The organism is Pseudomonas sp. WS 5412, assembly GCF_012985615.1.
Lineage (GTDB): Bacteria > Pseudomonadota > Gammaproteobacteria > Pseudomonadales > Pseudomonadaceae > Aquipseudomonas > Aquipseudomonas shahriarae.
Window position 1 is genome coordinate 19,735 of sequence record NZ_JAARMB010000015.1, and the last position, 20,849, is coordinate 40,583.

Sequence of the window (20,849 nt, forward strand, 5' to 3'; positions counted from 1 at the left end):
AAGTGCAGGGGACCAGTCCTAGACCTGCGTTTCTTCTCTTATATGAACGTAACCCACACCGTCTGGGGTGTGGCAGATGGGCGTATTCTTCGCCCTTATCAACAGGAATTAAAATGAGCGAAAGCTTTGCGGAACTCTTTGAAGAAAGCCTAAAAACCCTGAATCTTCAGGCTGGCTCCATCATCACCGGTGTTATCGTTGATATCGATTACCAAGCTCGCTGGGTAACCGTTCACGCTGGTCTGAAGTCTGAAGCACTCATCCCGCTTGAGCAGTTCTACAACGACGCTGGCGACCTGACTATCAATGTCGGTGACGAAGTTCACGTTGCTCTGGACTCGGTTGAAGACGGCTTCGGTGAAACCAAGCTCTCCCGTGAAAAAGCCAAGCGCGCTGAATGCTGGATTGTTCTGGAAGCAGCCTTCGCAGCTGAAGAAGTGGTCAAGGGCGTTATCAACGGTAAGGTTAAAGGCGGCTTCACAGTCGACGTTAACGGCATCCGTGCGTTCCTGCCAGGTTCTTTGGTCGACGTTCGTCCAGTGCGCGACACCACGCACCTGGAAGGCAAAGAGCTCGAATTCAAGGTCATCAAGCTCGACCAGAAGCGCAACAACGTTGTCGTTTCCCGTCGCAGCGTCCTGGAAGCAGAGAATTCCGCCGAGCGTGAAGCTCTGCTGGAATCCCTGCAGGAAGGCCAACAAGTCAAAGGTATCGTCAAGAACCTCACCGATTACGGCGCATTCGTCGATCTGGGTGGCGTCGATGGCCTGCTGCACATTACCGACATGGCTTGGAAGCGCATCAAGCATCCTTCCGAAATCGTCAACGTTGGCGACGAGATCGATGTCAAGGTTCTGAAATACGATCGCGAGCGCAACCGTGTTTCCCTGGGCCTGAAGCAACTGGGTGAAGATCCATGGGTTGCTATCAAAGCCCGTTACCCAGAAAGCACTCGCGTCACCGCGCGTGTTACCAACCTGACCGACTACGGCTGCTTCGCAGAGCTGGAAGAAGGCGTGGAAGGTCTGGTACACGTTTCCGAAATGGACTGGACCAACAAGAACATCCACCCTTCGAAAGTCGTACAAGTCGGCGACGAAGTGGAAGTTATGGTTCTGGACATCGACGAAGAGCGTCGTCGTATCTCCCTGGGCATCAAGCAGTGCAAATCTAACCCATGGGAAGATTTCTCTGGCCAGTTCAACAAGGGCGATAAAATCTCCGGCACCATCAAGTCGATCACCGATTTCGGTATCTTCATTGGTCTGGACGGCGGCATCGACGGCCTGGTTCACCTGTCCGACATCTCCTGGAACGAAGTTGGCGAAGAAGCTGTTCGTCGTTTCAAGAAGGGCGACGAGCTGGACACCGTTATCCTGTCGGTTGACCCAGAGCGCGAGCGCATCTCCCTGGGTATCAAGCAACTGGAAAGCGATCCGTTCTCCGAGTACGTTCAAGAGAACGACAAGGGTGCAATCGTTAAAGGCATCGTGAAGGAAGTTGACGCTAAAGGCGCCATCATCACTTTGGGTGACGATATCGAAGCGACTCTGAAAGCCTCCGAAATCAGCCGTGATCGCGTTGAAGACGCGCGTAACGTTCTGAAAGAAGGCCAGGAAGTAGAAGCCAAGATCATCAGCGTTGACCGCAAGAGCCGCGTAATCCAACTCTCCATCAAGTCGAAAGACGAGATCGAAGAGAAAGAAGCAATCCAGAGCCTGCGCGACAAGCCAGCTACCTCTGACATTGCTTCGGGTCCGACCACTCTGGGCGACCTGTTGCGTGCACAAATGGAAAAACAGAACTAAGTTCTGTCAGACCATAGAAAAAGGGCGACTTCGGTCGCCCTTTTTTGTGTCTGGAATTTGGATTTTGCCCTTGGGTGCGATTGGTCTGCGCAATGGGGGCGGCCTGAGGCTGCGTACGGGCTGAGGGTTGCTGATTCCGGCACTGACAGCAGTTTGTCGGTAAGACGTCTGCTGTGGCTTCCTGGGGGCTATCTGCTGTTATCGCGGATTCTGTGAGGGCTGCCATAGTTTGCGCAAGATAAGTCAAGCCACAGGCTGTTCAAATTCATCTGGTCATGCTAAAACCTTCGGAGCGCTTTTCCTAGCTGCTTGAAAAAGAAGGGAAAAATATGACGAAGTCGGAGTTGATCGAACGAATTGTCACCCATCAAGGGCTGCTCTCATCCAAGGATGTGGAGTTGGCCATCAAGACCATGCTTGAACAAATGTCCCAGTGCCTGGCCACGGGTGACCGAATAGAGATCCGCGGCTTTGGCAGCTTTTCGCTGCACTACCGCGCACCACGCGTGGGCCGCAACCCAAAAACCGGCCAGTCGGTCAGCCTTGACGGCAAATTCGTGCCCCATTTCAAGCCGGGCAAGGAATTGCGTGATCGAGTGAACGAAGACGAAGAAGACGGCGTCTGAGCTTTTTTGGGGATAGGAGAAGTTTATGCGCGGTGTTAAGCGCGTCGCCCTGGTACTGATAGTGCTGATCGTCGCCTTGGCGATCCTGGCATTCGTACTGGAAAACCAGCAAGACGTCGCCCTGGCGTTCTTGGGGTGGTCTACGCCGGAGCTGCCGGTGTCGGTGTTTGTGACGTTGGCGTTGATTGTTGGGATGTTGGTGGGGCCGGTCCTGAGCCTGCTGATCCAGTCCAAAAAGCGTCATAAGCCAGCGTTGTAGGTTGATTAGTGGTGGAGACCGTCTGTCGCCTGTAGCGCACGCTGGTTCCCCGGACTGCGATGCGTTGAGCGCTGCTCTGTCGTCAGGAAGTAGCGGCTTTAGGGCTCCCTACAATCATCTATCCTGCAATTTGGTCGCGAAATAGGAATTGCCTTACAGGCATGTCAAGCCTTGCAATGTTACGGCGAGATGGCAAAATGCAACCTGTTCTCGATTCCAGTCATTTTGTGTGTCCAGAGCCTGGCAGCGACGCTGGGTTTATTGGCCGCCCTTATAAATATAAAAAAAACACAAGATCGTCTGCATAACGAGCCCGCAGTTTCTCTTTGAAGGCAGGTTTTTGTTGTGAGTAGTAGCTTCCGCGCGCCCCCGATTCCTTCGTCCGACGAGATTGATCTCGTTGTGCTTTTTCAGGCTATCTGGAAGCAGAAAAAGTTAGTCATGGCCGCTACAGCAGGCGCTGGGCTGATCGCTGCGATCTATGCGTTCCTCACGCCTCCTCAGTACGAAGTCAGCAGTGTGTTGCGCCCGGCCGCAATCAACGAGCTTGATGCTTTGAATCGCTCCGAGATATATACACTTCCTCCTGGTGATGCTCTTGTCAGAGTGGGCGCATCATTGGAGTCCTACGATACCCGCTTGGGTTTTTTTCGTTCAAACCAGAAGCTGTTCAAGGCCTTTGAACAGCCTGGCAGGACCTTGGAGCAGAGTTTCGAAGAGTTCAACCGTAACTCTATCGAGCTCAGTCTGCCCGATCCGAAAAAAGCCAACTCCCTCAGTGCTTATATCAAGCTTGAGATGAGTTATCCGAAAGGTGTTGATGGCGTCGCCATTCTCAACGGCTTCATCGATTACGCGATTGCCACGGAGCGTGAGCAGATTGCGGCGGATCTGGACGTCATCGTAAAAAACCGGTTGAACGAGCTCAAGGGCAAGATTGATGCTGCCCGTTCCAGCTACGAGGTTGATAAAGAGGCGCGGATAGCATCGCTGCGAGAAACGGACAGCTTGCGACGTGCGCAGTTGCAGGATGAACTCAAAGCATTGCGAGCACAGTTGAAGACTGGGCGCACTGACCGAGTGGCGCAGTTGAACGAGGCCATTGGAATCGCCAAGTCCCTGGGAATCAGAAAACCCAGCACGCCTTCCGCTCTGGGTGAGTCAGACCGTAATGGCTCATCAAGTGTGATGCGTACCGAAATAAACAATCAGCAAATCCCTCTGTACTTCATGGGCGTCGAGGCGCTCGAGGCTGAACGCACTGCGTTGATGCAGCGTAAGTCCGATGATTTTACTGAGGGTCGTATCGCGCAGATTGCTAAAGAGCTGCAATTGCTCCAATCCAATCGTGAGATTGAGGTGCTGAATCGTCGTGAAAACGAGGACCTGTTCCTGGCCGGTGTGCAGCCGGTTCGTGCCGAAGTAGCCCGTTTGCGTAACCTGAGCATTGATATGAGCCGGCTGAAACTGGTGACTATCGACAAGCAGGCGCTGGAGCCTTTGCGCCCGGTGAAGCCCCAGAAAGCGTTGATTATCCTGCTTGGCTTGGTTCTGGGTGGCTTTATTGGCGCCTTTATTGCCGTGATTCGTCATCTCGTCAAAAACCGTCAGCCTCAACCGCAGTCGGTAGTATTGTCCGTGCAGCCTGGCTCGCCAACCATGGTGGGTAGCGATGCGGGTATGAACAAGTCGCAATAGATAGCCGCTCGATCCGCATTGTGCTCCCCAGGCAATGCGGGATTTGATTTTAAAAGGAAACTAGCCTGCAACTTGTTGTCTATAGCCCAACGGGATAAGCATTTTTCGTCTTCACCTCTCGCCTGATACCTGAGTTCAGGTGGTGTTGCTGGCATCTGTGGGGCGGTCTTGCTGCTTGGCCGCTTATTCATATAAAAAACGGCAGCGACGCGCAGTGGATGGATCATAATTGCGCGAGTCGGTCAGCCCGGCCTGTGCGGTCATTTCTTAGAACTGAGGGTTGTCTGTGTCGTGCAGGAGGCACTTGCAGGTGGGGGCTATACCCCGAAAAGATTAAGTTTTTATGTTGGCGACTTCGAATTGCCGGCCGCAGGCATTGAAATTGCGGCTCAATACCGAGAAGCTACGCGCTATTTTTCACCTGTCCACCCATGTGTTGGCCTGGTGTAATGCAGATATTTAAGGAAGTCTTACAGATATGACGGACATCAAACGTAAAGGCATCATCCTCGCTGGCGGCTCCGGGACGCGTTTGCACCCGCTGACACTGGGTGTATCCAAGCAAATGTTGCCTATTTTCGACAAGCCGATGATTTTCTATCCGTTGTCGGTGTTGATGCTGGCTGGCATGCGCGAAATCTTGATCATCTCTACCCCTGAAGATCTGCCTTGCTTTAAAAAGCTCCTGGGAGACGGCAGCCAGTACGGCATCCAGCTTAGCTATGCCGAGCAACCCAGTCCGGACGGTTTGGCCCAGGCCTTCCTGATTGGCGAGGAGTTTATTGGTGACGATCCTTGCTGCCTGATCCTTGGCGACAATATTTTCTACGGCCAGCACTTTTCCGATAACTTGCGCTCCGCCATGTCCCAGACATCTGGTGCGACAGTCTTTGGGTATCACGTATCAGATCCTGAGCGTTTTGGTGTTGTTGAGTTCGATGCCACTGGTCGGGCATTGAGCATCGAAGAAAAACCGACGAAACCGAAGTCCAACTATGCAGTGACAGGCTTGTACTTCTACGACAATCGAGTGGTTGACATTGCCAAGAGCATCAAGCCGTCGCCGCGTGGCGAGCTTGAAATCACTGACGTCAACCGCGCCTATCTGGATGACAAGTCATTAACCGTGGAAATGCTGGGCCGTGGTTTTGCCTGGCTGGACACGGGTACTCATGAGTCGCTCCTGGAGGCGAGTCATTTCGTTCATACCATTGAGCACCGCCAGGGGTTGAAAGTCGCCTGCCTTGAAGAAATTGCATTCCATAAAGGCTGGATCACCCCAGAGCAACTGGGTGCTCAGGCGGAAAAACTGAAAAAGACAGGCTATGGCCAGTACTTGCAGAAACTTCTGGAAGAGGCCTCAAAGGCATGAAACTGATTCAGACTGCTATTCCTGACGTTGTAATCATTGAGCCAAAAGTTTTTGGCGATGATCGCGGCTGGTTTATGGAAAGCTTTAACGAAGAGCGGTTTCATACAGCACTTAAAGAGTTAGGGCTGTCCGTTCCGCGAGCGTTTGTTCAAGACAATCACTCCTGCTCGGCAAAGGGCGTGCTGAGGGGGCTGCACTTCCAGCGCGCTCCCCATGCCCAGGGCAAGCTCGTGCGTGTGGTGCGGGGGGCTGCATTTGATGTGGCGGTGGATATTCGGCCTGAGTCCAGCACGTACCTGCAATGGGTCGGTGTAGAACTAAGCTCCCAAAATAACTTGATGCTGTGGATCCCCGAGGGTTTTGCTCACGGGTTTGTTGCGTTGGAAGATGACACGCACTTTTTGTATAAAACCACGGATTATTACGATAAAGACTCTGAAGGGGCGCTGCATTGGAGTGATGCAAGGCTTGGGATAAATTGGCCTGCAACCGGCGGCTTTAACGTTAGCGAAAAAGATGAAAAGGCTCCGACATCCGATAGCCTCTCGGAGAAGCAAGCATGAGTTTGATCAAGTTTCTGGATATCACCTCCAAAGGTGATGAGCGGGGCCAGTTGGTCGCGCTGGAATATGAAAATCATGTTCCGTTTGAAATTAAACGAGTTTACTACCTCACTGAAACAAAAGAAGGTGTTCCACGAGGATTTCACGCGCACAAGGAATTGATGCAGGTGGCTGTATGCGTGTCTGGGCGCTGCCTGATGAAGCTTGATGATGGCGTGAACAAGGAGGAGGTGTGGCTGGACGCTCCTGACAAGGCTATCATTATCGATCGTATGATCTGGCGAGAAATGCATGATTTCAGTCCGGATTGCGTATTGCTGGTGTTGGCAAGTGCCGTTTATGACGAGCGTGATTATATAAGGGATTATTCGGTATTCAAAAGCCTGGTTAATCAGTCTTAGAATATAGAAAGTACACTGATTTTCTGCTGAGAACTGCCGGCTAATTGGGGCGATAGTTGAAGCGGGCTCTGGCTCTGTCAAAGTAAACGAGTGCTTGGTAAATGATAAAATTTCTTGACTTGAAGTCTATAAATGATCTGTGCCGCGATGAGCTGGTAGCTGCTTGTACACGCGTTGTTGATTCCGGTTGGTATATCGGTGGGAAAGAGCTCCAGGCATTCGAGCATGAGTTTGCCCAATATTGTGGTACCGAGCACTGCATTGGCGTTGCCAATGGACTGGATGCCCTTGTATTGGTCATTCGTGCCTGGAAAGAGCTGGGCCGCCTCAGTGAAGGTGATGAGGTTCTCGTTCCCTCCAATACCTACATCGCCAGTATCCTTGCCATTTCGGAAAACGGATTGGTTCCTGTATTGGTCGAACCTGATCCGAAGACATTCAATATTTGCCCGGTTAATGCAAAAGCCGCGATCACATCAAAAACCAGGATGATTTTACCGGTTCACCTCTACGGTCGCCTGGCCGATATGCCTAAAATTATGGAGCTTGCCCGTTCCCATGACTTGCTGGTGCTTGAAGATGCGGCGCAAGCACATGGCGCGAAGGTCGACGGAAAAAAGGCCGGCAGTTGGGGGCATGCATCTGGATTTAGCTTCTATCCTGGAAAAAATCTCGGTGCATTGGGTGATGCGGGGGCCGTTACGACCAATGACGAAGCCTTGGCCAAAACGGTTCGTGCGCTGGGGAACTACGGTTCCTATGAAAAATATAAAAACGTCTATCGCGGCGTAAACAGCCGACTTGATGAAATGCAGGCAGCGTGTTTGTCCGTGAAGTTAAAGCACCTGGACAAACAAACCGCATATCGTCGTGAACTCGCTGAGCTGTACAGTAAGTCGATCATCAACCCGGCGATTACCTTGCCAGCTGATGCCGCATTCAACGCCTCGGTTAACGAATGCCATGTATGGCATGTCTATACGGTGCTCTGTGCTCAGAGAGATAAGCTTCAAGCTCACCTTGCGGCTCAAGGTATACAGACGCTCATCCATTATCCGATCCCACCTCACCTCCAGCAGGCATATGCTGAGCTGAAGGATCAGGAACTCCCGGTATCGACACAAATACACGAACAAATTCTCAGCTTGCCAATAGGACCCACGCTATCTATCGATGAGGCTCGGGTTGTAGTCGAAGCCTGCAATAGTTTTAAACCGGACGCCGTATGAATCTTGTTCGGACCAGCTTGTTAAATGGTATTGCTGTTGCCATTAAAATGCTTACCTTGCTGGGTCTTAATAAGGTCTTGGCTATCTATGTGGGGCCAGCTGGGTATGCTGCAATAGGGCAGTTTCAGAATGCTTTGCAGGTCATCACGATATTTACAGGCGGCGCCATTACCAATGGCGTCGTCAAGTACACTGCTGAATATCATGAGGAGCCTGAGCAACAGATCAAACTGTGGAGAACAGCAGGGTTTGTAGCTATTCTGGGTAGTCTTGTAGTCGCATTAATTGTCGCTTTATATAATAAAGAACTTGCATCTCTATTCCTGAAAGATGCCGCCTTGGGCGGTGTTTTTCTTTGGTTTGCCGGTGTCGTGGTTTTTTTCTCGTTGAACATATTGCTGCTGGCGATATTGAACGGGCGAAAGGAAATCGTACTGTACATCGTCGCGAATATCGCTGGTAGCTTCTTATCCTTTGGCGTGACGTTTTACCTGGCAACCAGTTTTGGTTTGTATGGTGCGCTTGTAGCGCTGGTAGTTTATCAATCCATCAGTTTTGTCGTGACATTATTATTATGCTTGCGAACGCACTGGTTTAAACTTTCGTTTTTGTTTGGACGCCCAGACAAGCAAATTGCGAAAAAATTATTTGCCTTTTTTTTGATGGCAGTTGTTTCTGCTGCTTGTGCGCCATTGGCGCAGATGTTGGTCAGGAATCATATCGGTACGGTGTACGGCTGGGAGATGGCTGGCTACTGGGAGGCTATGTGGCGCCTGAGTGCCGCTTATCTTTTGTTGGTAACGACCACGTTGAGTGTCTATTACCTGCCCAAGCTTTCTGAGTTGAAAACAGCGGCAGAAGTAAAAACAGAAATAATACAAGGTTATAAACTGATTTTTCCGGTTGCCCTGTTAGCTGCCGCCGCAATGTATGTGCTTCGGGACTTCGTCGTGGCCGTGCTGTTTACCTCTGACTTCTACCCTGTAAGGATGTTTTTTGCTGGTCAAGTAGTGGGCGATTGCCTGAAGATATTCAGCTGGATTATGGCGTATGTCATGCTCAGTCGGGCTATGGTCAAGGTCTTTATTACTACTGAAATTATATTTTGTGTTTCCTTGTATTTATTGACCATTGCATTCACGCAATGGTGGGGGGTCGAAGCTGCTACTTGGGCTTATGCGGTAAATTATGCGGTTTACAGTCTGGTTATGTATGTTTTTGTATATCTAAGGCTTGATGATTATTTTCATAAGAAGCTGGAACATCACGCTTGAAAAAACTATTTAAGGACTTTGAAACTGCCATTAATGGGACGGCTGATCTGAATCAGGCGCTCGCGTTAGCGAGTGCTTATGGCAACCTGCTTTGGTTTGCGGATGTAGGGATTCATGATGCGCCGCTTGTTGAAGCGAACCTGATTGAACGCTGTCTCTCAATGGCGGGCTCAACCTTCGGGGCTACGCCCAATGAGCGTGGAGGGGTTTTGCATGTCGTGACCGAGCCCTACATGACAGGTGGGCATACGAGATTGATGGAAAAACTTGCCTCTATGCACCCTGAACGTACCGATCTTTTGATCTCACGCCAGGCCGCACCAGATGCGAAAGCCCAGGTTTGCAGATTTTTTGATAAGACCAGCGTCGTCATTGCTACATGTCCTGTTGATGCGCTGACGCAGATAGTGTGTTTGTTGCTGAGCTATGAAAAGGCCGTACTGCATATTCATCCTGACGATATTCTGGTGGTCGTAGCGTGTGGCGTAGCAAAACGCATTTCTGGGCTTGAAGTGTATTTTGTCAATCATGCCGACCACGTTTTCTCCTATGGGAGCTCGATTGCAGACTATTACTTCGAACTCAGTGGCCATGGTTGCCGCTTTGATTTGACCAAGCATATTCAGGGGCGAAAGAGCTTCCTGGGAATCCCGGTGAACATCCCTCACGGCGTTATGGCCAATAATTTTAAACCAGCAATGCAGGCCCCGTTGCTTTTCATTTCTGCGGGCTCAGACATAAAGTACAAACCCCGCAAAGGCTTCAGTATTTTTAAGTTGGTAGCACGTATTCTTGATGACTATCCTGCCTCAACATTCCTGGTTATCGGCAGTGATGTTAAAAAAGCGTTTTGGTGGTGGCCGTTAAAACTCCGATATCGCTCCAGACTGAGTATCAGGGCACACCTTGATTTTCAGGAGTACAGTGAATTGGTCAGTAAGGCGGATTTTTACGTTGATAGCCACCCGTTGCCAGGTGGGACTGCGTTCGCAGAGCAGTTCGTCAAAGGGCAGCGGTGTGTGGGGCTGCTCTCTCCGGTTCAAGGCTACTCACCAGCGGACAGGCTTAAGCGAACTGATATTGATGCTGTGATGGGTTCTATAGCGGACTATAGGTACGACGAAGAGGTGCTTTGTGCTATTGAGAAGGTTAATGCCTTTGACTCGGTAAAAGAGCGCTATCTGAAATGTTTGTACGACGGGCAGGTTTACGCTAACCCGCTGGTTTCAAGTGGTGACGGGCTGGGAGATACAGCTTTTTTTGAGGAGCCAAAAGGTTCCTTGAAAGTGGATATTTCCTTGGATACGTTTTTGCTACTGTCCCGGCTTCAGGGGGGGCTCGCTATCCGTTTATTCGTCGCGATGTCTATTGGGAAGAAAATAAAGCTGCTGGCGAAAATGATCTTGGCGAGGAAGTTTCGATGAATGCTATTTTTGTAAGTCGCTCGCGAGTTTTTCATGACTAGTCGGATTGTAAAGTGGATCCTGTTTTTTTATTGCCTGTCGACGGTTTTGTTGCCGGTATTTGTATTAAACAAGCTGTTTTTTGTGCCTCTGTTTTTAATGGCGGTGTACGTCTTTATTAGTCGACCTATTAAAACAATTGCGCCAGTTGTTGTCTTTTTGATTTTTTTATATGGTTTTTTACTAGGTTTGTTAGGCGGCGCCGATGCTGATTTTTCCCGGCAAATGATATTGGGGGCTGTCTCGCTATTTCTTATCTATTCGATTGTCGAATTTAAAGTTGATATGGCGCTGATTGTGAAGGCGGTAGGCGCTATATTTGCACTTATCATGTGCGTATTTTCTTTTATGCTGATGGTTGAGCCAGGGTCGTCTTTGAGTGTTATGCTGCTCGATTTTTACAATGCCAATGAGCTTGGATACTACGGTCTGCGCAGCTTTGGCGGGTTAGATATGTTTATGCTTCATCACCGTTCTTCCCCGTTTCTATTGCTTCCGCTGTCACTGTTTTTTCTTGATTTTCTACAAGTGAAACGTTTTTGGTCACTCTTCTTTGTGGTTGTTATTTTAATGGCTATTATCTGGTCCGCCTCTAGGGGGTTGATCGTAATGGCCGCTGTTTCCATGTTGGTGCTGTATTTTTACAACAAAAATTGGTCTGCGCGACTGTTGATGTTGTGTGCTCTGGTGCCGGTAATCATTCTGGGTGTGGGCTACCTGTTAACAGAAACCAGTATGTTCAGCTCCGATGAACAGTCAAATAACATAAAAATTGGCCACATTATATCTTTTCTGAATGTGGCGGATTGGAAAATGCTGGTGTTCGGTAACGGTCTTGGAACATATTACTATACCGAAGGTTATGGTGAGCTGGCTGCTCAAACTGAAATTACCTGGATGGACTCTGTTAGATATGTAGGGCTTCCGTTGTCACTGCTGCTGTTCAGTGTGTTGCTCTTTCCTAATCGAAAGTATTTAGCGAGTGTGCAAGGCTCATCCAGCCGTCTGATAATGTTTATGTACCTGCTAATGTCATTGAGTAATCCCGTTCTCTTTAACTCCTTCGGGTTTCTGGTGATATTGTGGTACTGGTCTGTTGTGATAAAAAATCATGAACCTTCGGCGTTGCACGCTGAAGTCAGGAGGTAAGTTGGATACTGTTGCAGCAATAGTCGTCGGTTATAATCCCGATATTGAGGTTCTTGATGAGTTGCTGACTTCCCTGGCAGCGCAGGTTGAGTTTCTGGTGTTGGTCGATAACGGCGGGAGCGAATCATTTCTGGCTCAGGCACCTGAAGTGCGCGCGCGGGTCAATTATGTCTCGCTCAATGGCAACCAGGGGTTGGGCGCCGCACTCAATACTGGCTTCGCAATGGCGATTGAAGCGGGTATGCAATACGTCGTGACGTTCGATCAGGACAGTCATGCGGAACCCGATCTGATTGCAAGGCTGTATCAGGCGATGATGAGCGCCAAGGCAAAGGATGCCAGTTGTATTGCGGTCAGCCCGGCGTTTTTTGATCGTCGTGATGGAAAGAAAATTAACTTTCCTTTTTACAGTTCCGTCGACGGGGTCATCAAGCCGGTTTTCAGTTCTGATGATGAGCATGGCCTGGTGAAGGCGGATGCGCTCATTACCTCGGGTATGTTCATCAGTACTCGGGCGTGGATCGAAGGTATTCGCTATGACGAGGGCATGTTCGTCGATTTTACGGATACAGAGTGGTGCTTTCGGGTCCGTGACCAGGGCTATACCTTGTACGGTTGTCTGAATGTGGAAATGGGACATGCATTGTCTGATGCTCCCCCCGTAAAGATTTTTGGCTTGAGCTTTTTTAGATACTCCCCCGTGCGTCGTTATTTTTTCTTCCGTAATACTGTCGCTGTTTGCCGTATGCGCCATACGCCGGCATGTTGGAGAAAACGTATGTTCTCTGCGCTGATACTACGCTTTTTCGTTAATCTGCTGATTGACGACAGTAAGCTCAAATCACTCAGAATGATGATTCGCGGTGCAAGCCATGGCTGGCAGAAAAAGTTGGGCGGGGTACGTTGAATGTCGTTTTTAGGACGTGATATTCCAAGGATTGTTTTTGGGTTAAGTACTAAGGGTGGATTCTGATGCAGCCACGTATTCTGGTTCTGCTTGCTGCTTATAACGGCATGCGTTGGATGGCCGAGCAGGTCGATTCGATCCTGGGACAAGTTGGCGTATCCGTTTCGATTCTGATCAGCGTGGACAGCTCCAACGACGGTACCGAAGAATGGGTCGATCAACTGTGCCAGAGAGACTCAAGAGTCAAATGTCTGGCCCACGGTGAAAAATTTGGCGGTGCGGCACGAAATTTTTTCCGCCTGGTCAATGAAGCACCCACTGATGGCTTTGATTATTTTTCATTCGCTGACCAGGACGATATATGGCTGGCAGACAAACTTGCCAGCGCCACGCAGCACATGAACGATACTGGGGCTGACGGCTACTCCGGCAATGTAACGGCATTCTGGCCGGATGGTCGTGAGTCGATCATTGTCAAATCGCAACCTCAGGTTGCGTTCGATCATTTGTTTGAAGCGGCCGGGCCTGGGTGCACTTACGTCTTTTCCCGGCGTCTGTTTGTTGAGCTTCAACAGCATATCAACGGTCGTTTTGTACAAGTACAGGGTGTAACGTTGCATGATTGGTATTGTTATGCGTATAGCCGTTCACACGGATTCAAGTGGGTGATCGATAGCCGGCCTTATATGCGCTATCGCCAGCACGGTGGTAACCAGGTCGGGGTGAATAGCGGCTCAAAGGCGTTCAAGAAACGCCTTTCCCAAGTGTTAGATGGTTGGTGGCTGAATCAAGCAGCACTGATCGCCGGTATGGTCGGTATGGCTAACGAACCTTTTGTCCGGCGCTGGATCGGGCTGGGGCGCCTGGACCTGCTGCGCTTGGCGACCAGTGCCGCGAAGTGCCGCAGACGCCCACGGGATAAGTTGGTATTCGCTGGTTTGTGTCTGGTGTTGGCGGTTTTGAGGCAAAAGAAATGAAAACCCAGTTATTGGTCACCGGCGCCAGCGGTTTTGTCGGCCGTCATCTGATTCAACAATTGCAGGGGAGCACTGATTATCAGGTGCGTGCCCTTGTCCGTCGTCTGCCGGATGCTTTGGCGTCAGATGTTGAATACGTGGTGCTTCCCGATTTCTCGGCTGTGTCACCAGAGCACCCAGCCTTGCAGGGCGTAGATGTTGTTGTTCATCTCGCCTCGCGTGTTCACGTCATGAACGACACCGAAGCGGATCCACTTGCGGCGTTTCGGCGGGTTAATGTCGGGCACACCCTTGCGTTGGCCCGGAGTGCCGCGTCCGCGGGAGCCAGGCGTTTTGTGTTCGTCAGTTCAGTGAAGGTCAACGGCGAGCAAACCGCTCCAGGTCGACCTTTTCGCGAAACCGATCTGTCGGCGCCCGTTGATCCTTACGGTGTATCCAAGATGGAGGCGGAGGAGGCGCTGAAGGCCCTTGCGCTGGAGACTGGGCTTGAGGTGGTGATTATCCGACCGGTTCTTGTGTATGGGCCGGGAGTCAAAGCGAACTTTGAAAGCATGATGAAATGGCTCGTGAAGCGTGTTCCTCTGCCATTTGGTGCCATACGCAACCAAAGAAGCCTGGTTGCGCTGGATAATCTCGTGAGCCTGATCTTGACCTGTACGACTCACCCGGCTGCTTCCAATGAGACCTTTTTGGCGAGTGACGGGGAGGACGTGTCGACTACTGAACTGCTACGCGAACTTGCACAATCCCTCGGCGCACCTGCCAGGCTTATACCGGTTCCACAATGGGTGCTGGTCTGGGGGGCGACGTTGTTAGGCAAAAAAGCGCTGTCCCAACGTCTTTGCGGCTCGCTGCAAGTCGATATTACCAAGGCGCGCGAGGTGTTGGGTTGGCAGCCGCCAATGACACTCAAGCAAGGTCTTGATGTTACTGCGCAGCACTATTTCAGCGAGCGTACTGAATGAACTACTGGTACATCTTTCCCGTTGCTGCCTTGGTTTCCCTGGCCTTGACGGCGCTCTTGCGTCAATACGCGTTGCGCCGCAGCATCATTGATATTCCTAATGCCCGTAGTTCGCACACGGTCCCGACCCCACGCGGTGGTGGAGTGGCTATTGTACTGACGTTTGCGCTTGCACTCGTGTGGCTGGCGTTTGTCCAGTTGATAACGGTTGCTGAGAGTGCCGCGCTGCTGGGGGCTGGGTTGTTGGTCGCTGTCATCGGTTTTATGGACGATCATGGTCATATTGCTGCCCGTTGGCGCCTGTTGGGGCATTTTTCCGCCGCGATCTGGACTTTGTCCTGGATGCAAGGGCTACCGGCAATTACCGCTTTTGGTGTTACGTTCGATCTTGGTTGGGCAGGTCATGTCCTAGCCGTGTTTTATTTGGTCTGGATGCTGAATCTATACAACTTCATGGACGGTATTGATGGTCTTGCCAGTCTGCAGGCCATCTGTGCCTGTCTCGGCTTGACGCTGATTTACTTTTTGAGTGGGCAGCCGGCAATGATGTGGGCGCCCTTGTTGTTGAGCGTGTCTGTGGCTGGCTTCTTGTATTGGAATTTCCCGCCAGCCCGTATTTTCATGGGCGACGCAGGCAGTGGGTTTCTGGGGATCATTCTGGGAGGTCTTTCTATTCAGGCTGCCTGGGCCGGCAGTGAGTTTTTCTTCGCCTGGCTGATCATGCTGGGGGTCTTTATCGTGGATGCGACCTTTACCCTCATTCGGCGCCTTGCCCGGGGCGATAAGGTCTATGAAGCCCATCGCAGTCATGCTTACCAATTTGCAAGCCGTCAATATGGACGCCATTTGCCCGTCAGCCTCACGGTAGCTGTCATCAATCTGGTGTGGTTGCTGCCGTTGGCATTGGCGGTGGCGCTTTTTGGGCTGGACGCAGGGCTGGGTACTGTTATTGCGTATCTTCCACTGGTGTTCCTGGCAGTCAAATACAGGGCTGGGCAGAGAGAGTAGCGCCGCCGGTGTGCAATTGGAGCAAGTGAATCAATGCGGCATTTAGAGTGTTTATCTCGGGAGTTCGGTTAGATGGGTGGCAGGGCAATGATCCAAGGACACAATGAGGAAGTGAAAAAAAACCACTCATTGGCATCCCATTTGAGCTACCGGCCTGATATCGATGGGTTACGTGCATTCGCGATCATTTCAGTTGTTTTGTATCACGCCTTTCCGGCTTATATGCGTGGCGGATTTATTGGTGTTGATATTTTTTTTGTCATCTCTGGTTATTTGATCTCAAGCATTATTTTTAAAGGCCTTGAGGCCGGTAATTTTAGTTTTTTTGATTTCTACAAACGCCGGGTTAACCGCATTTTTCCTGCGTTGATCATCGTTCTGCTCGCCTGTTACGCGGTAGGTTGGTTTGCGCTGATGGCGGCGGAGTTCAAGTTTCTGGGCAAGCATATCCTAGGTGGTATCGGGTTTATCCAAAACCTGGTGCTGTACAAGGAGTCAGGCTATTTCGATACATCTTCAGAACTAAAAATCCTGCTTCACCTATGGTCATTGGGTGTCGAAGAGCAGTTTTATATTTTGTTTCCTCTGGCAGCTTGGGTTTTTTGGCGGCGGCGGGTCCTGGTACTGCCACTCCTGATCGGCATGGCGTTGATTTCCTTCGGCGCAGGCCTTTATAAACTGTCGGTGAACCCTTCCGCAGCCTTCTACATGCCGCAATATAGGTTCTGGGAAATACTGTCCGGTAGCCTGCTCGCGTACTTCTCTGTGTTCGGTAAGTCAGTGCCGGGAGTCGCAATAGGTTCATTGCGCGCCAGCAATATTCTCTCCGTACTGGGGCTGTTCTTTTTGTTCGCCTCGGTTGTCCTGATCGATAAATACAAGGCTTTTCCAGGTTTTTGGGCGTTGATGCCGGTCAGCGGTGCCGTGATGATGATCCTTGCAGGTCCACGGGCGTGGCTGAATAGCCAGCTCCTGGCCAGCAAGCCTTTGGTATGGATTGGCCTAATCAGCTACCCCCTTTACCTGTGGCATTGGCCTGTCATTACCTTCATTCGGATCATAGGGGGGGATGAGTTAAATCTTCTTTCCGGCATGTTCGCAGTAGGCGTCAGTGTTTTGCTGGCTTATGTGACTTACAGGTTCCTCGAGTTACCGCTACGCAAGATCAGCCCGAAATTCCCCAAGGCCCCAGTGCTACTTGTCATCGGCGGTACACTTGCCGTAGTCGGAGGCATGACCTTTGTAAAAAGCGGCTTTGTTGACCGTTTTGGATTGCCGTCTTCGCTCAAGGAACGAGAGGGGTTTGCTCAATATTTTGAGAACTCCTTGCCCGGCTGGGCATATTCCAGCAAACACGGACTGTTTGAAAAGTATAGGTTCGAGTGCGACTTCTTTGATGTCGACAGCTATCGGGCGGGCAATGCGACGATGACACCACGTCAACAGATTGATGCGAGCTGCTACACCCCGGTCAGCAATACCAAGGTAATGGTCTGGGGCGACTCCCATGCCCAGCAGTTTTCGTACGGTTTAAGGGAAACGTTACCCCACGATGTCTCTCTCCTTCAGGTAGCCAGTTCAGGTTGCGAGGCAAACCTGCCAGGGCGCGCTACAGGGGGGCGCCAGTATTGCGACCGATCAAACGAGTTTGCGCTGGAGGTGATGCGCAAGGAAAAACCGGACGTGTTGGTTATCGCGCAACTTGAAGGCCATGACTCGGTCAACAGTTTTAAGGAACTCGCACGCGAAGCCACAGGGGCCGGAGTGAAGAGAGTTATTGTCGTAGGGCCGGTTCCCCGTTTTGATCAAAACTTGTATCAATTGGTCATAAGGAAATACTGGTCGCAAACCCCGCGCCGGATATCCAGTAACCTTCTGCCTGTGCCGCTTGAGACTGATAAACTCTTGGCGCAGCAATACACGCAGGGTGCCGGAGGTTTTGAGTATCTGTCGGCGATCAGCGTATTTTGTGATCAGGACGGCTGCCTTACGTATCTGGGAGATGACCGAAAAACCGGCCTGGTAACGTTCGACTATGGTCATTTGACGCCCCTGGCATCGGTGTATTTTTCCGAAAAGGCGTTGGGCCCGTTGATTATCAGAAAGCTGGTTGAAACAGGATACACATCCAGCCCCGTCAACTAGGCAGACGGCTGGGGGCATTTTTTTGGCTTGGATACTTAAGTCTGTATGATTTGTTGGGCGTGGGACTCTGATGATGCCGTGAAAACCACGACATTAGGCGTGTTAATTCATCAGAGCGACGGGTGGACGGCGCCCGTCAAGCGTTTTTTCAATTGTTTGTAGTAAGGGGTAGTCGGTAACAACATGGATAAATTACGGGCATATTTGCTGAGTCTTCCTCGCAGACGCAAACGGATCCTCCAGGTCATCGCCGATATCGTGCTGGTCTGGATCGCCCTGTGGATGGCGTTTGTTGTTCGTCTCGGGATAGACGAGTTGGTCAACCCCATCGTCTTGCATTCATGGCTGTTCATCAGCGCACCCATCGTTTCGATCCCGCTGTTTATCCGTTTTGGCATGTATCGCGCCGTAATGCGGTACTTCGGTAATGATGCGCTCATCGCTATCATCAAGGCGGTCAGCCTGTCGGCGCTAATTCTCGGGGTTGTCGTCTATTGGTACAGCAACCACGAAAATGTCGTGCCACGCTCTATTGTGTTCAACTACTGGTGGCTCAGTCTGATCATGATTGGTGGTTTGCGCCTGGCCATGCGCCAGTACTTTTTGGGTGACTGGTTTGCGGCAGCCCAGCATGTACCGTTTACCAGTCGTGATGATGGCCTGACCAAGGTCGCGATCTACGGCGCAGGTGCTGCCGGTAATCAACTGGTTGCCGCACTTCGCATGGGACGGGTCATGCGCCCGGTGGCTTTTATTGATGACGACAGCAGCATTTCGGATCGCGTCATTTCCGGCCTCCAAGTGTTCAAGCCTAAGCACATTCAACAGATGATCGACACCACGGGGGCCCAGGAAATTCTGTTGGCCATTCCGTCGTCCAATCGTGCGCGGCGTCGTGAGATTCTCGGCCTATTGGAAGGGTTTCCGCTGCACGTACGCAGCGTGCCGGGTTTCATGGATCTCGCCAGTGGCCGGGTGAAGGTCGATGACATTCAGGAAGTAGACATTGCCGACTTGCTCGGGCGTGATGCCGTGCCGGCCCAGGGCGACCTGCTGGAGCATTGCATCAAGGGACAGAGCGTCCTGGTGACGGGGGCGGGAGGTTCTATTGGTTCAGAGCTGTGCCGGCAGATCCTGGCGTTGCGTCCGACTACTTTGTTGCTGTTCGAACACAGTGAGTTCAACCTTTACAGCATCTTGTCCGAGCTTGAGCAGCGTATTACCCGTGAGTCGCTGCCAGTTCGCTTGCTGCCGATCCTAGGTTCGGTACGCAACCAGGCAAAATTGCTCGACATGATGAAAACCTGGCATGTCGATACTGTCTACCATGCGGCAGCTTACAAGCATGTACCGATGGTTGAGCACAACATTGCAGAGGGTGTTCTGAACAATGTCATTGGTACATTGAACACCGCCCAGGCAGCGCTGCAGGCGGGGGTCTCCAACTTTGTGCTGATCTCCACGGACAAGGCTGTGCGCCCGACCAATGTAATGGGCAGTACCAAGCGTTTGGCCGAATTGACGTTGCAGGCGTTGAGCCGTGAGTTGGCACCGGTATTGTTTGGCGACAAGACCAATGTTTCCCGTGTCAATAAGACCCGTTTCACCATGGTTCGCTTTGGCAATGTACTGGGTTCGTCCGGCTCGGTTATTCCGTTGTTTCACAAGCAGATCAAATCAGGTGGACCGCTCACGGTCACTCACCCGAAGATCACGCGTTACTTCATGACTATCCCTGAAGCGGCCCAGTTGGTGATCCAGGCGGGCTCAATGGGGCAGGGCGGGGATGTGTTCGTGCTCGATATGGGCGAGCCGGTGAGAATCGTCGAGTTGGCAGAGAAGATGATTCATCTGTCTGGCTTGAGTGTTCGCTCGGATAGAAACCCTCATGGTGATATTGCCATTGAGTTCACCGGGTTGCGTCCCGGTGAAAAACTCTACGAAGAGCTGCTGATTGGCGACAACGTAGTAGCCACCCAGCATCCGATGATTATGAGTGCCAACGAGGATCATCTGGATTGGGAGATACTCAAAGGGAAGCTGACAGAACTACTGGCAGCGGTTGATGCGGACGACTACAGCCGGGTCCGTCAACTGCTACGCGATACGGTCAGTGGATATGCTCCGGATGGTGAGATCGTGGACTGGATCTACCAGCAGCGTCGCCTGGAGCCTTGAAGTACTATCTGGCTCATCGGTGAGACCTGTGAAAAGGTTTACCGATGAGCCGACGTCAGCGGGTCTTACGAAAATTCCTTGATCCATTCAGCGACGGCTTTCTCTGGATAGCCGCGGTGGAAATGGCGACGCCATGGATAGGCGTGATTCCCCGAACCATCCTTCAATTTGATCTTCTCCGTGCCGCAAATAAACTTTGCGGGCGAGCCGGCAACCACGGCATCTGGAGCGACGTCCTTATTCACGGAGCTGTGGGCACCTACCAAGGCACCCTTTTTGACGGTAACGCCGGGCAGTATGACCGACATGGTGGCGATGACCGCGAAATCTTCGATTGTTACGCCTGCCATCACTTCACTCGGCGGGTGAGGGTCGTTGGTCAGGACCACGTAGGGGAAGATCCAGACGTAGTTGCCTACTGTCGAGTGCTGTCCAATGTGAACATTACTATGGCATTTGACATAGTCGCCAATCTCGCAGTGGCCCTGGATATCGCCCAAAGTGCCAATCTGGAAACCGTCGCCCGCTGTTGTCAGCTCTCTTACTGTGACTCGATGGCCTGTAACCAGGTTTGTACCAAAAGTCGAGCCTTCATAAAATACGCTGTGAGAGCGGATGACGGCGTCTTTGCCAATGATCAACGGGCGTCCGTTTGCAAGCTTTGTCGGCAAGCCAATTTCGCAGTAAGCCCCGATCTCGGTGTTATCACCGATAACGACATTTTTATGAACAATACTGTAAGGGCCAATACTGACATTATTTCCAATTTTTGCACCATCATCTATAAGTGCGGTTGCATGTATCATTGATATCTCCCTTCTGCAACGC

Annotated in this window: 18 protein-coding genes; 17 read left to right on the top strand and 1 reads right to left on the bottom strand. The window is 51.3% G+C overall.

From position 1 onward, the window contains the following. Positions 1–113: 113 nt before the first annotated feature. The 17 genes from rpsA to HBR94_RS19100 all read left to right on the top strand — a co-directional run bounded on the left by rpsA (position 114) and on the right by HBR94_RS19100 (position 20,021). Positions 114–1,808, top strand: coding sequence for a 30S ribosomal protein S1 (gene rpsA / locus HBR94_RS19020; protein ID WP_029298694.1), 1,695 nt, complete (start codon positions 114–116; stop codon positions 1,806–1,808). Positions 1,809–2,137: 329 nt separating this feature from the next. Continuing rightward, positions 2,138–2,434 carry an integration host factor subunit beta gene (gene ihfB / locus HBR94_RS19025; protein ID WP_032888918.1) on the top strand — a complete coding sequence of 99 codons (297 nt, stop codon included), beginning with the start codon at positions 2,138–2,140 and terminating at the stop codon, positions 2,432–2,434. Between the two features lie 25 nt (positions 2,435–2,459). Beyond that, the gene (locus HBR94_RS19030; RefSeq protein WP_057439219.1) at positions 2,460–2,693 is read left to right on the top strand and encodes a lipopolysaccharide assembly protein LapA domain-containing protein; all 234 of its coding nucleotides are present in this window, start codon (positions 2,460–2,462) and stop codon (positions 2,691–2,693) included. A 345-nt stretch (positions 2,694–3,038) separates the two neighbouring features. Next, the gene (locus HBR94_RS19035) at positions 3,039–4,391 is read left to right on the top strand and encodes a Wzz/FepE/Etk N-terminal domain-containing protein (protein WP_170045380.1); all 1,353 of its coding nucleotides are present in this window, start codon (positions 3,039–3,041) and stop codon (positions 4,389–4,391) included. Positions 4,392–4,869: 478 nt separating this feature from the next. Continuing rightward, positions 4,870–5,763 (top strand): glucose-1-phosphate thymidylyltransferase RfbA, encoded by an 894-nt coding sequence (rfbA, locus tag HBR94_RS19040; RefSeq protein WP_057439218.1) that lies wholly within the window; start codon positions 4,870–4,872, stop codon positions 5,761–5,763. Next, entirely contained in the window at positions 5,760–6,326 is a 567-nt protein-coding gene (gene rfbC, locus HBR94_RS19045) for a dTDP-4-dehydrorhamnose 3,5-epimerase (protein WP_057439217.1), read from the top strand. The genes rfbA and rfbC overlap by 4 nt, the downstream gene beginning before the upstream one ends. Further along, positions 6,323–6,727 carry an FdtA/QdtA family cupin domain-containing protein gene (locus tag HBR94_RS19050; RefSeq protein ID WP_057439216.1) on the top strand — a complete coding sequence of 135 codons (405 nt, stop codon included), beginning with the start codon at positions 6,323–6,325 and terminating at the stop codon, positions 6,725–6,727. The genes rfbC and HBR94_RS19050 overlap by 4 nt, the downstream gene beginning before the upstream one ends. A gap of 101 nt (positions 6,728–6,828) precedes the next feature. Beyond that, positions 6,829–7,956 carry a DegT/DnrJ/EryC1/StrS family aminotransferase gene (locus tag HBR94_RS19055; RefSeq protein WP_057439215.1) on the top strand — a complete coding sequence of 376 codons (1,128 nt, stop codon included), beginning with the start codon at positions 6,829–6,831 and terminating at the stop codon, positions 7,954–7,956. Then, positions 7,953–9,230, top strand: a complete 1,278-nt coding sequence (locus HBR94_RS19060; protein ID WP_057958903.1) for an O-antigen translocase — start codon at positions 7,953–7,955, stop codon at positions 9,228–9,230. The genes HBR94_RS19055 and HBR94_RS19060 overlap by 4 nt, the downstream gene beginning before the upstream one ends. Continuing rightward, positions 9,227–10,654: a group 1 glycosyl transferase gene (locus HBR94_RS19065; RefSeq protein WP_170045381.1), complete on the top strand. Its 1,428-nt coding sequence runs from the start codon at positions 9,227–9,229 to the stop codon at positions 10,652–10,654. Before HBR94_RS19060 ends, HBR94_RS19065 begins: the two co-directional genes overlap by 4 nt. 33 nt (positions 10,655–10,687) lie before the next feature. After that, a complete protein-coding gene (locus HBR94_RS19070) occupies positions 10,688–11,842 on the top strand; it encodes a hypothetical protein (protein ID WP_057958905.1) in 1,155 nt (384 codons plus the stop codon). A gap of 1 nt (position 11,843) precedes the next feature. Next, positions 11,844–12,749, top strand: coding sequence for a glycosyltransferase family 2 protein (locus tag HBR94_RS19075; RefSeq protein WP_057439213.1), 906 nt, complete (start codon positions 11,844–11,846; stop codon positions 12,747–12,749). Between the two features lie 65 nt (positions 12,750–12,814). After that, the gene (locus HBR94_RS19080) at positions 12,815–13,726 is read left to right on the top strand and encodes a glycosyltransferase (protein WP_057439212.1); all 912 of its coding nucleotides are present in this window, start codon (positions 12,815–12,817) and stop codon (positions 13,724–13,726) included. Next, positions 13,723–14,691 carry an SDR family oxidoreductase gene (locus tag HBR94_RS19085; protein ID WP_170045382.1) on the top strand — a complete coding sequence of 323 codons (969 nt, stop codon included), beginning with the start codon at positions 13,723–13,725 and terminating at the stop codon, positions 14,689–14,691. Before HBR94_RS19080 ends, HBR94_RS19085 begins: the two co-directional genes overlap by 4 nt. Then, on the top strand, positions 14,688–15,698 hold the full coding sequence (locus tag HBR94_RS19090) for a glycosyltransferase family 4 protein (RefSeq protein WP_057439211.1): 1,011 nt from the start codon (positions 14,688–14,690) through the stop codon (positions 15,696–15,698). The genes HBR94_RS19085 and HBR94_RS19090 overlap by 4 nt, the downstream gene beginning before the upstream one ends. An 87-nt stretch (positions 15,699–15,785) precedes the next feature. Next, on the top strand, positions 15,786–17,843 hold the full coding sequence (locus HBR94_RS19095) for an acyltransferase family protein (RefSeq protein ID WP_170045383.1): 2,058 nt from the start codon (positions 15,786–15,788) through the stop codon (positions 17,841–17,843). 183 nt (positions 17,844–18,026) lie between these two features. After that, positions 18,027–20,021, top strand: coding sequence for a nucleoside-diphosphate sugar epimerase/dehydratase (locus HBR94_RS19100; RefSeq protein ID WP_057439209.1), 1,995 nt, complete (start codon positions 18,027–18,029; stop codon positions 20,019–20,021). 65 nt (positions 20,022–20,086) lie between these two features. Here HBR94_RS19100 and HBR94_RS19105 read toward each other — a convergent pair whose 3' ends face one another. Next, positions 20,087–20,827 carry an N-acetyltransferase gene (locus tag HBR94_RS19105; protein WP_057439208.1) on the bottom strand — a complete coding sequence of 247 codons (741 nt, stop codon included), beginning with the start codon at positions 20,825–20,827 and terminating at the stop codon, positions 20,087–20,089. Between the last annotated feature and the right edge of the window lie 22 nt (positions 20,828–20,849).

Excerpts from the sequence above, each read along its gene's own strand:
- HBR94_RS19055 (WP_057439215.1), top strand. The coding sequence starts at position 6,829 with ATGATAAAATTTCTTGACTTGAAGTCTATAAATGATCTGTGCCGCGAT.
- HBR94_RS19050 (WP_057439216.1), top strand. The coding sequence starts at position 6,323 with ATGAGTTTGATCAAGTTTCTGGATATCACCTCCAAAGGTGATGAGCGG.
- HBR94_RS19080 (WP_057439212.1), top strand. The coding sequence starts at position 12,815 with ATGCAGCCACGTATTCTGGTTCTGCTTGCTGCTTATAACGGCATGCGT.
- HBR94_RS19105 (WP_057439208.1), bottom strand. The coding sequence starts at position 20,827 with ATGATACATGCAACCGCACTTATAGATGATGGTGCAAAAATTGGAAAT.
- HBR94_RS19100 (WP_057439209.1), top strand. The coding sequence starts at position 18,027 with ATGGATAAATTACGGGCATATTTGCTGAGTCTTCCTCGCAGACGCAAA.
- HBR94_RS19085 (WP_170045382.1), top strand. The coding sequence starts at position 13,723 with ATGAAAACCCAGTTATTGGTCACCGGCGCCAGCGGTTTTGTCGGCCGT.
- rpsA (WP_029298694.1), top strand. The coding sequence starts at position 114 with ATGAGCGAAAGCTTTGCGGAACTCTTTGAAGAAAGCCTAAAAACCCTG.
- HBR94_RS19030 (WP_057439219.1), top strand. The coding sequence starts at position 2,460 with ATGCGCGGTGTTAAGCGCGTCGCCCTGGTACTGATAGTGCTGATCGTC.
- rfbA (WP_057439218.1), top strand. The coding sequence starts at position 4,870 with ATGACGGACATCAAACGTAAAGGCATCATCCTCGCTGGCGGCTCCGGG.
- HBR94_RS19095 (WP_170045383.1), top strand. The coding sequence starts at position 15,786 with ATGATCCAAGGACACAATGAGGAAGTGAAAAAAAACCACTCATTGGCA.
- HBR94_RS19070 (WP_057958905.1), top strand. The coding sequence starts at position 10,688 with ATGACTAGTCGGATTGTAAAGTGGATCCTGTTTTTTTATTGCCTGTCG.
- HBR94_RS19090 (WP_057439211.1), top strand. The coding sequence starts at position 14,688 with ATGAACTACTGGTACATCTTTCCCGTTGCTGCCTTGGTTTCCCTGGCC.
- ihfB (WP_032888918.1), top strand. The coding sequence starts at position 2,138 with ATGACGAAGTCGGAGTTGATCGAACGAATTGTCACCCATCAAGGGCTG.
- rfbC (WP_057439217.1), top strand. The coding sequence starts at position 5,760 with ATGAAACTGATTCAGACTGCTATTCCTGACGTTGTAATCATTGAGCCA.
- HBR94_RS19060 (WP_057958903.1), top strand. The coding sequence starts at position 7,953 with ATGAATCTTGTTCGGACCAGCTTGTTAAATGGTATTGCTGTTGCCATT.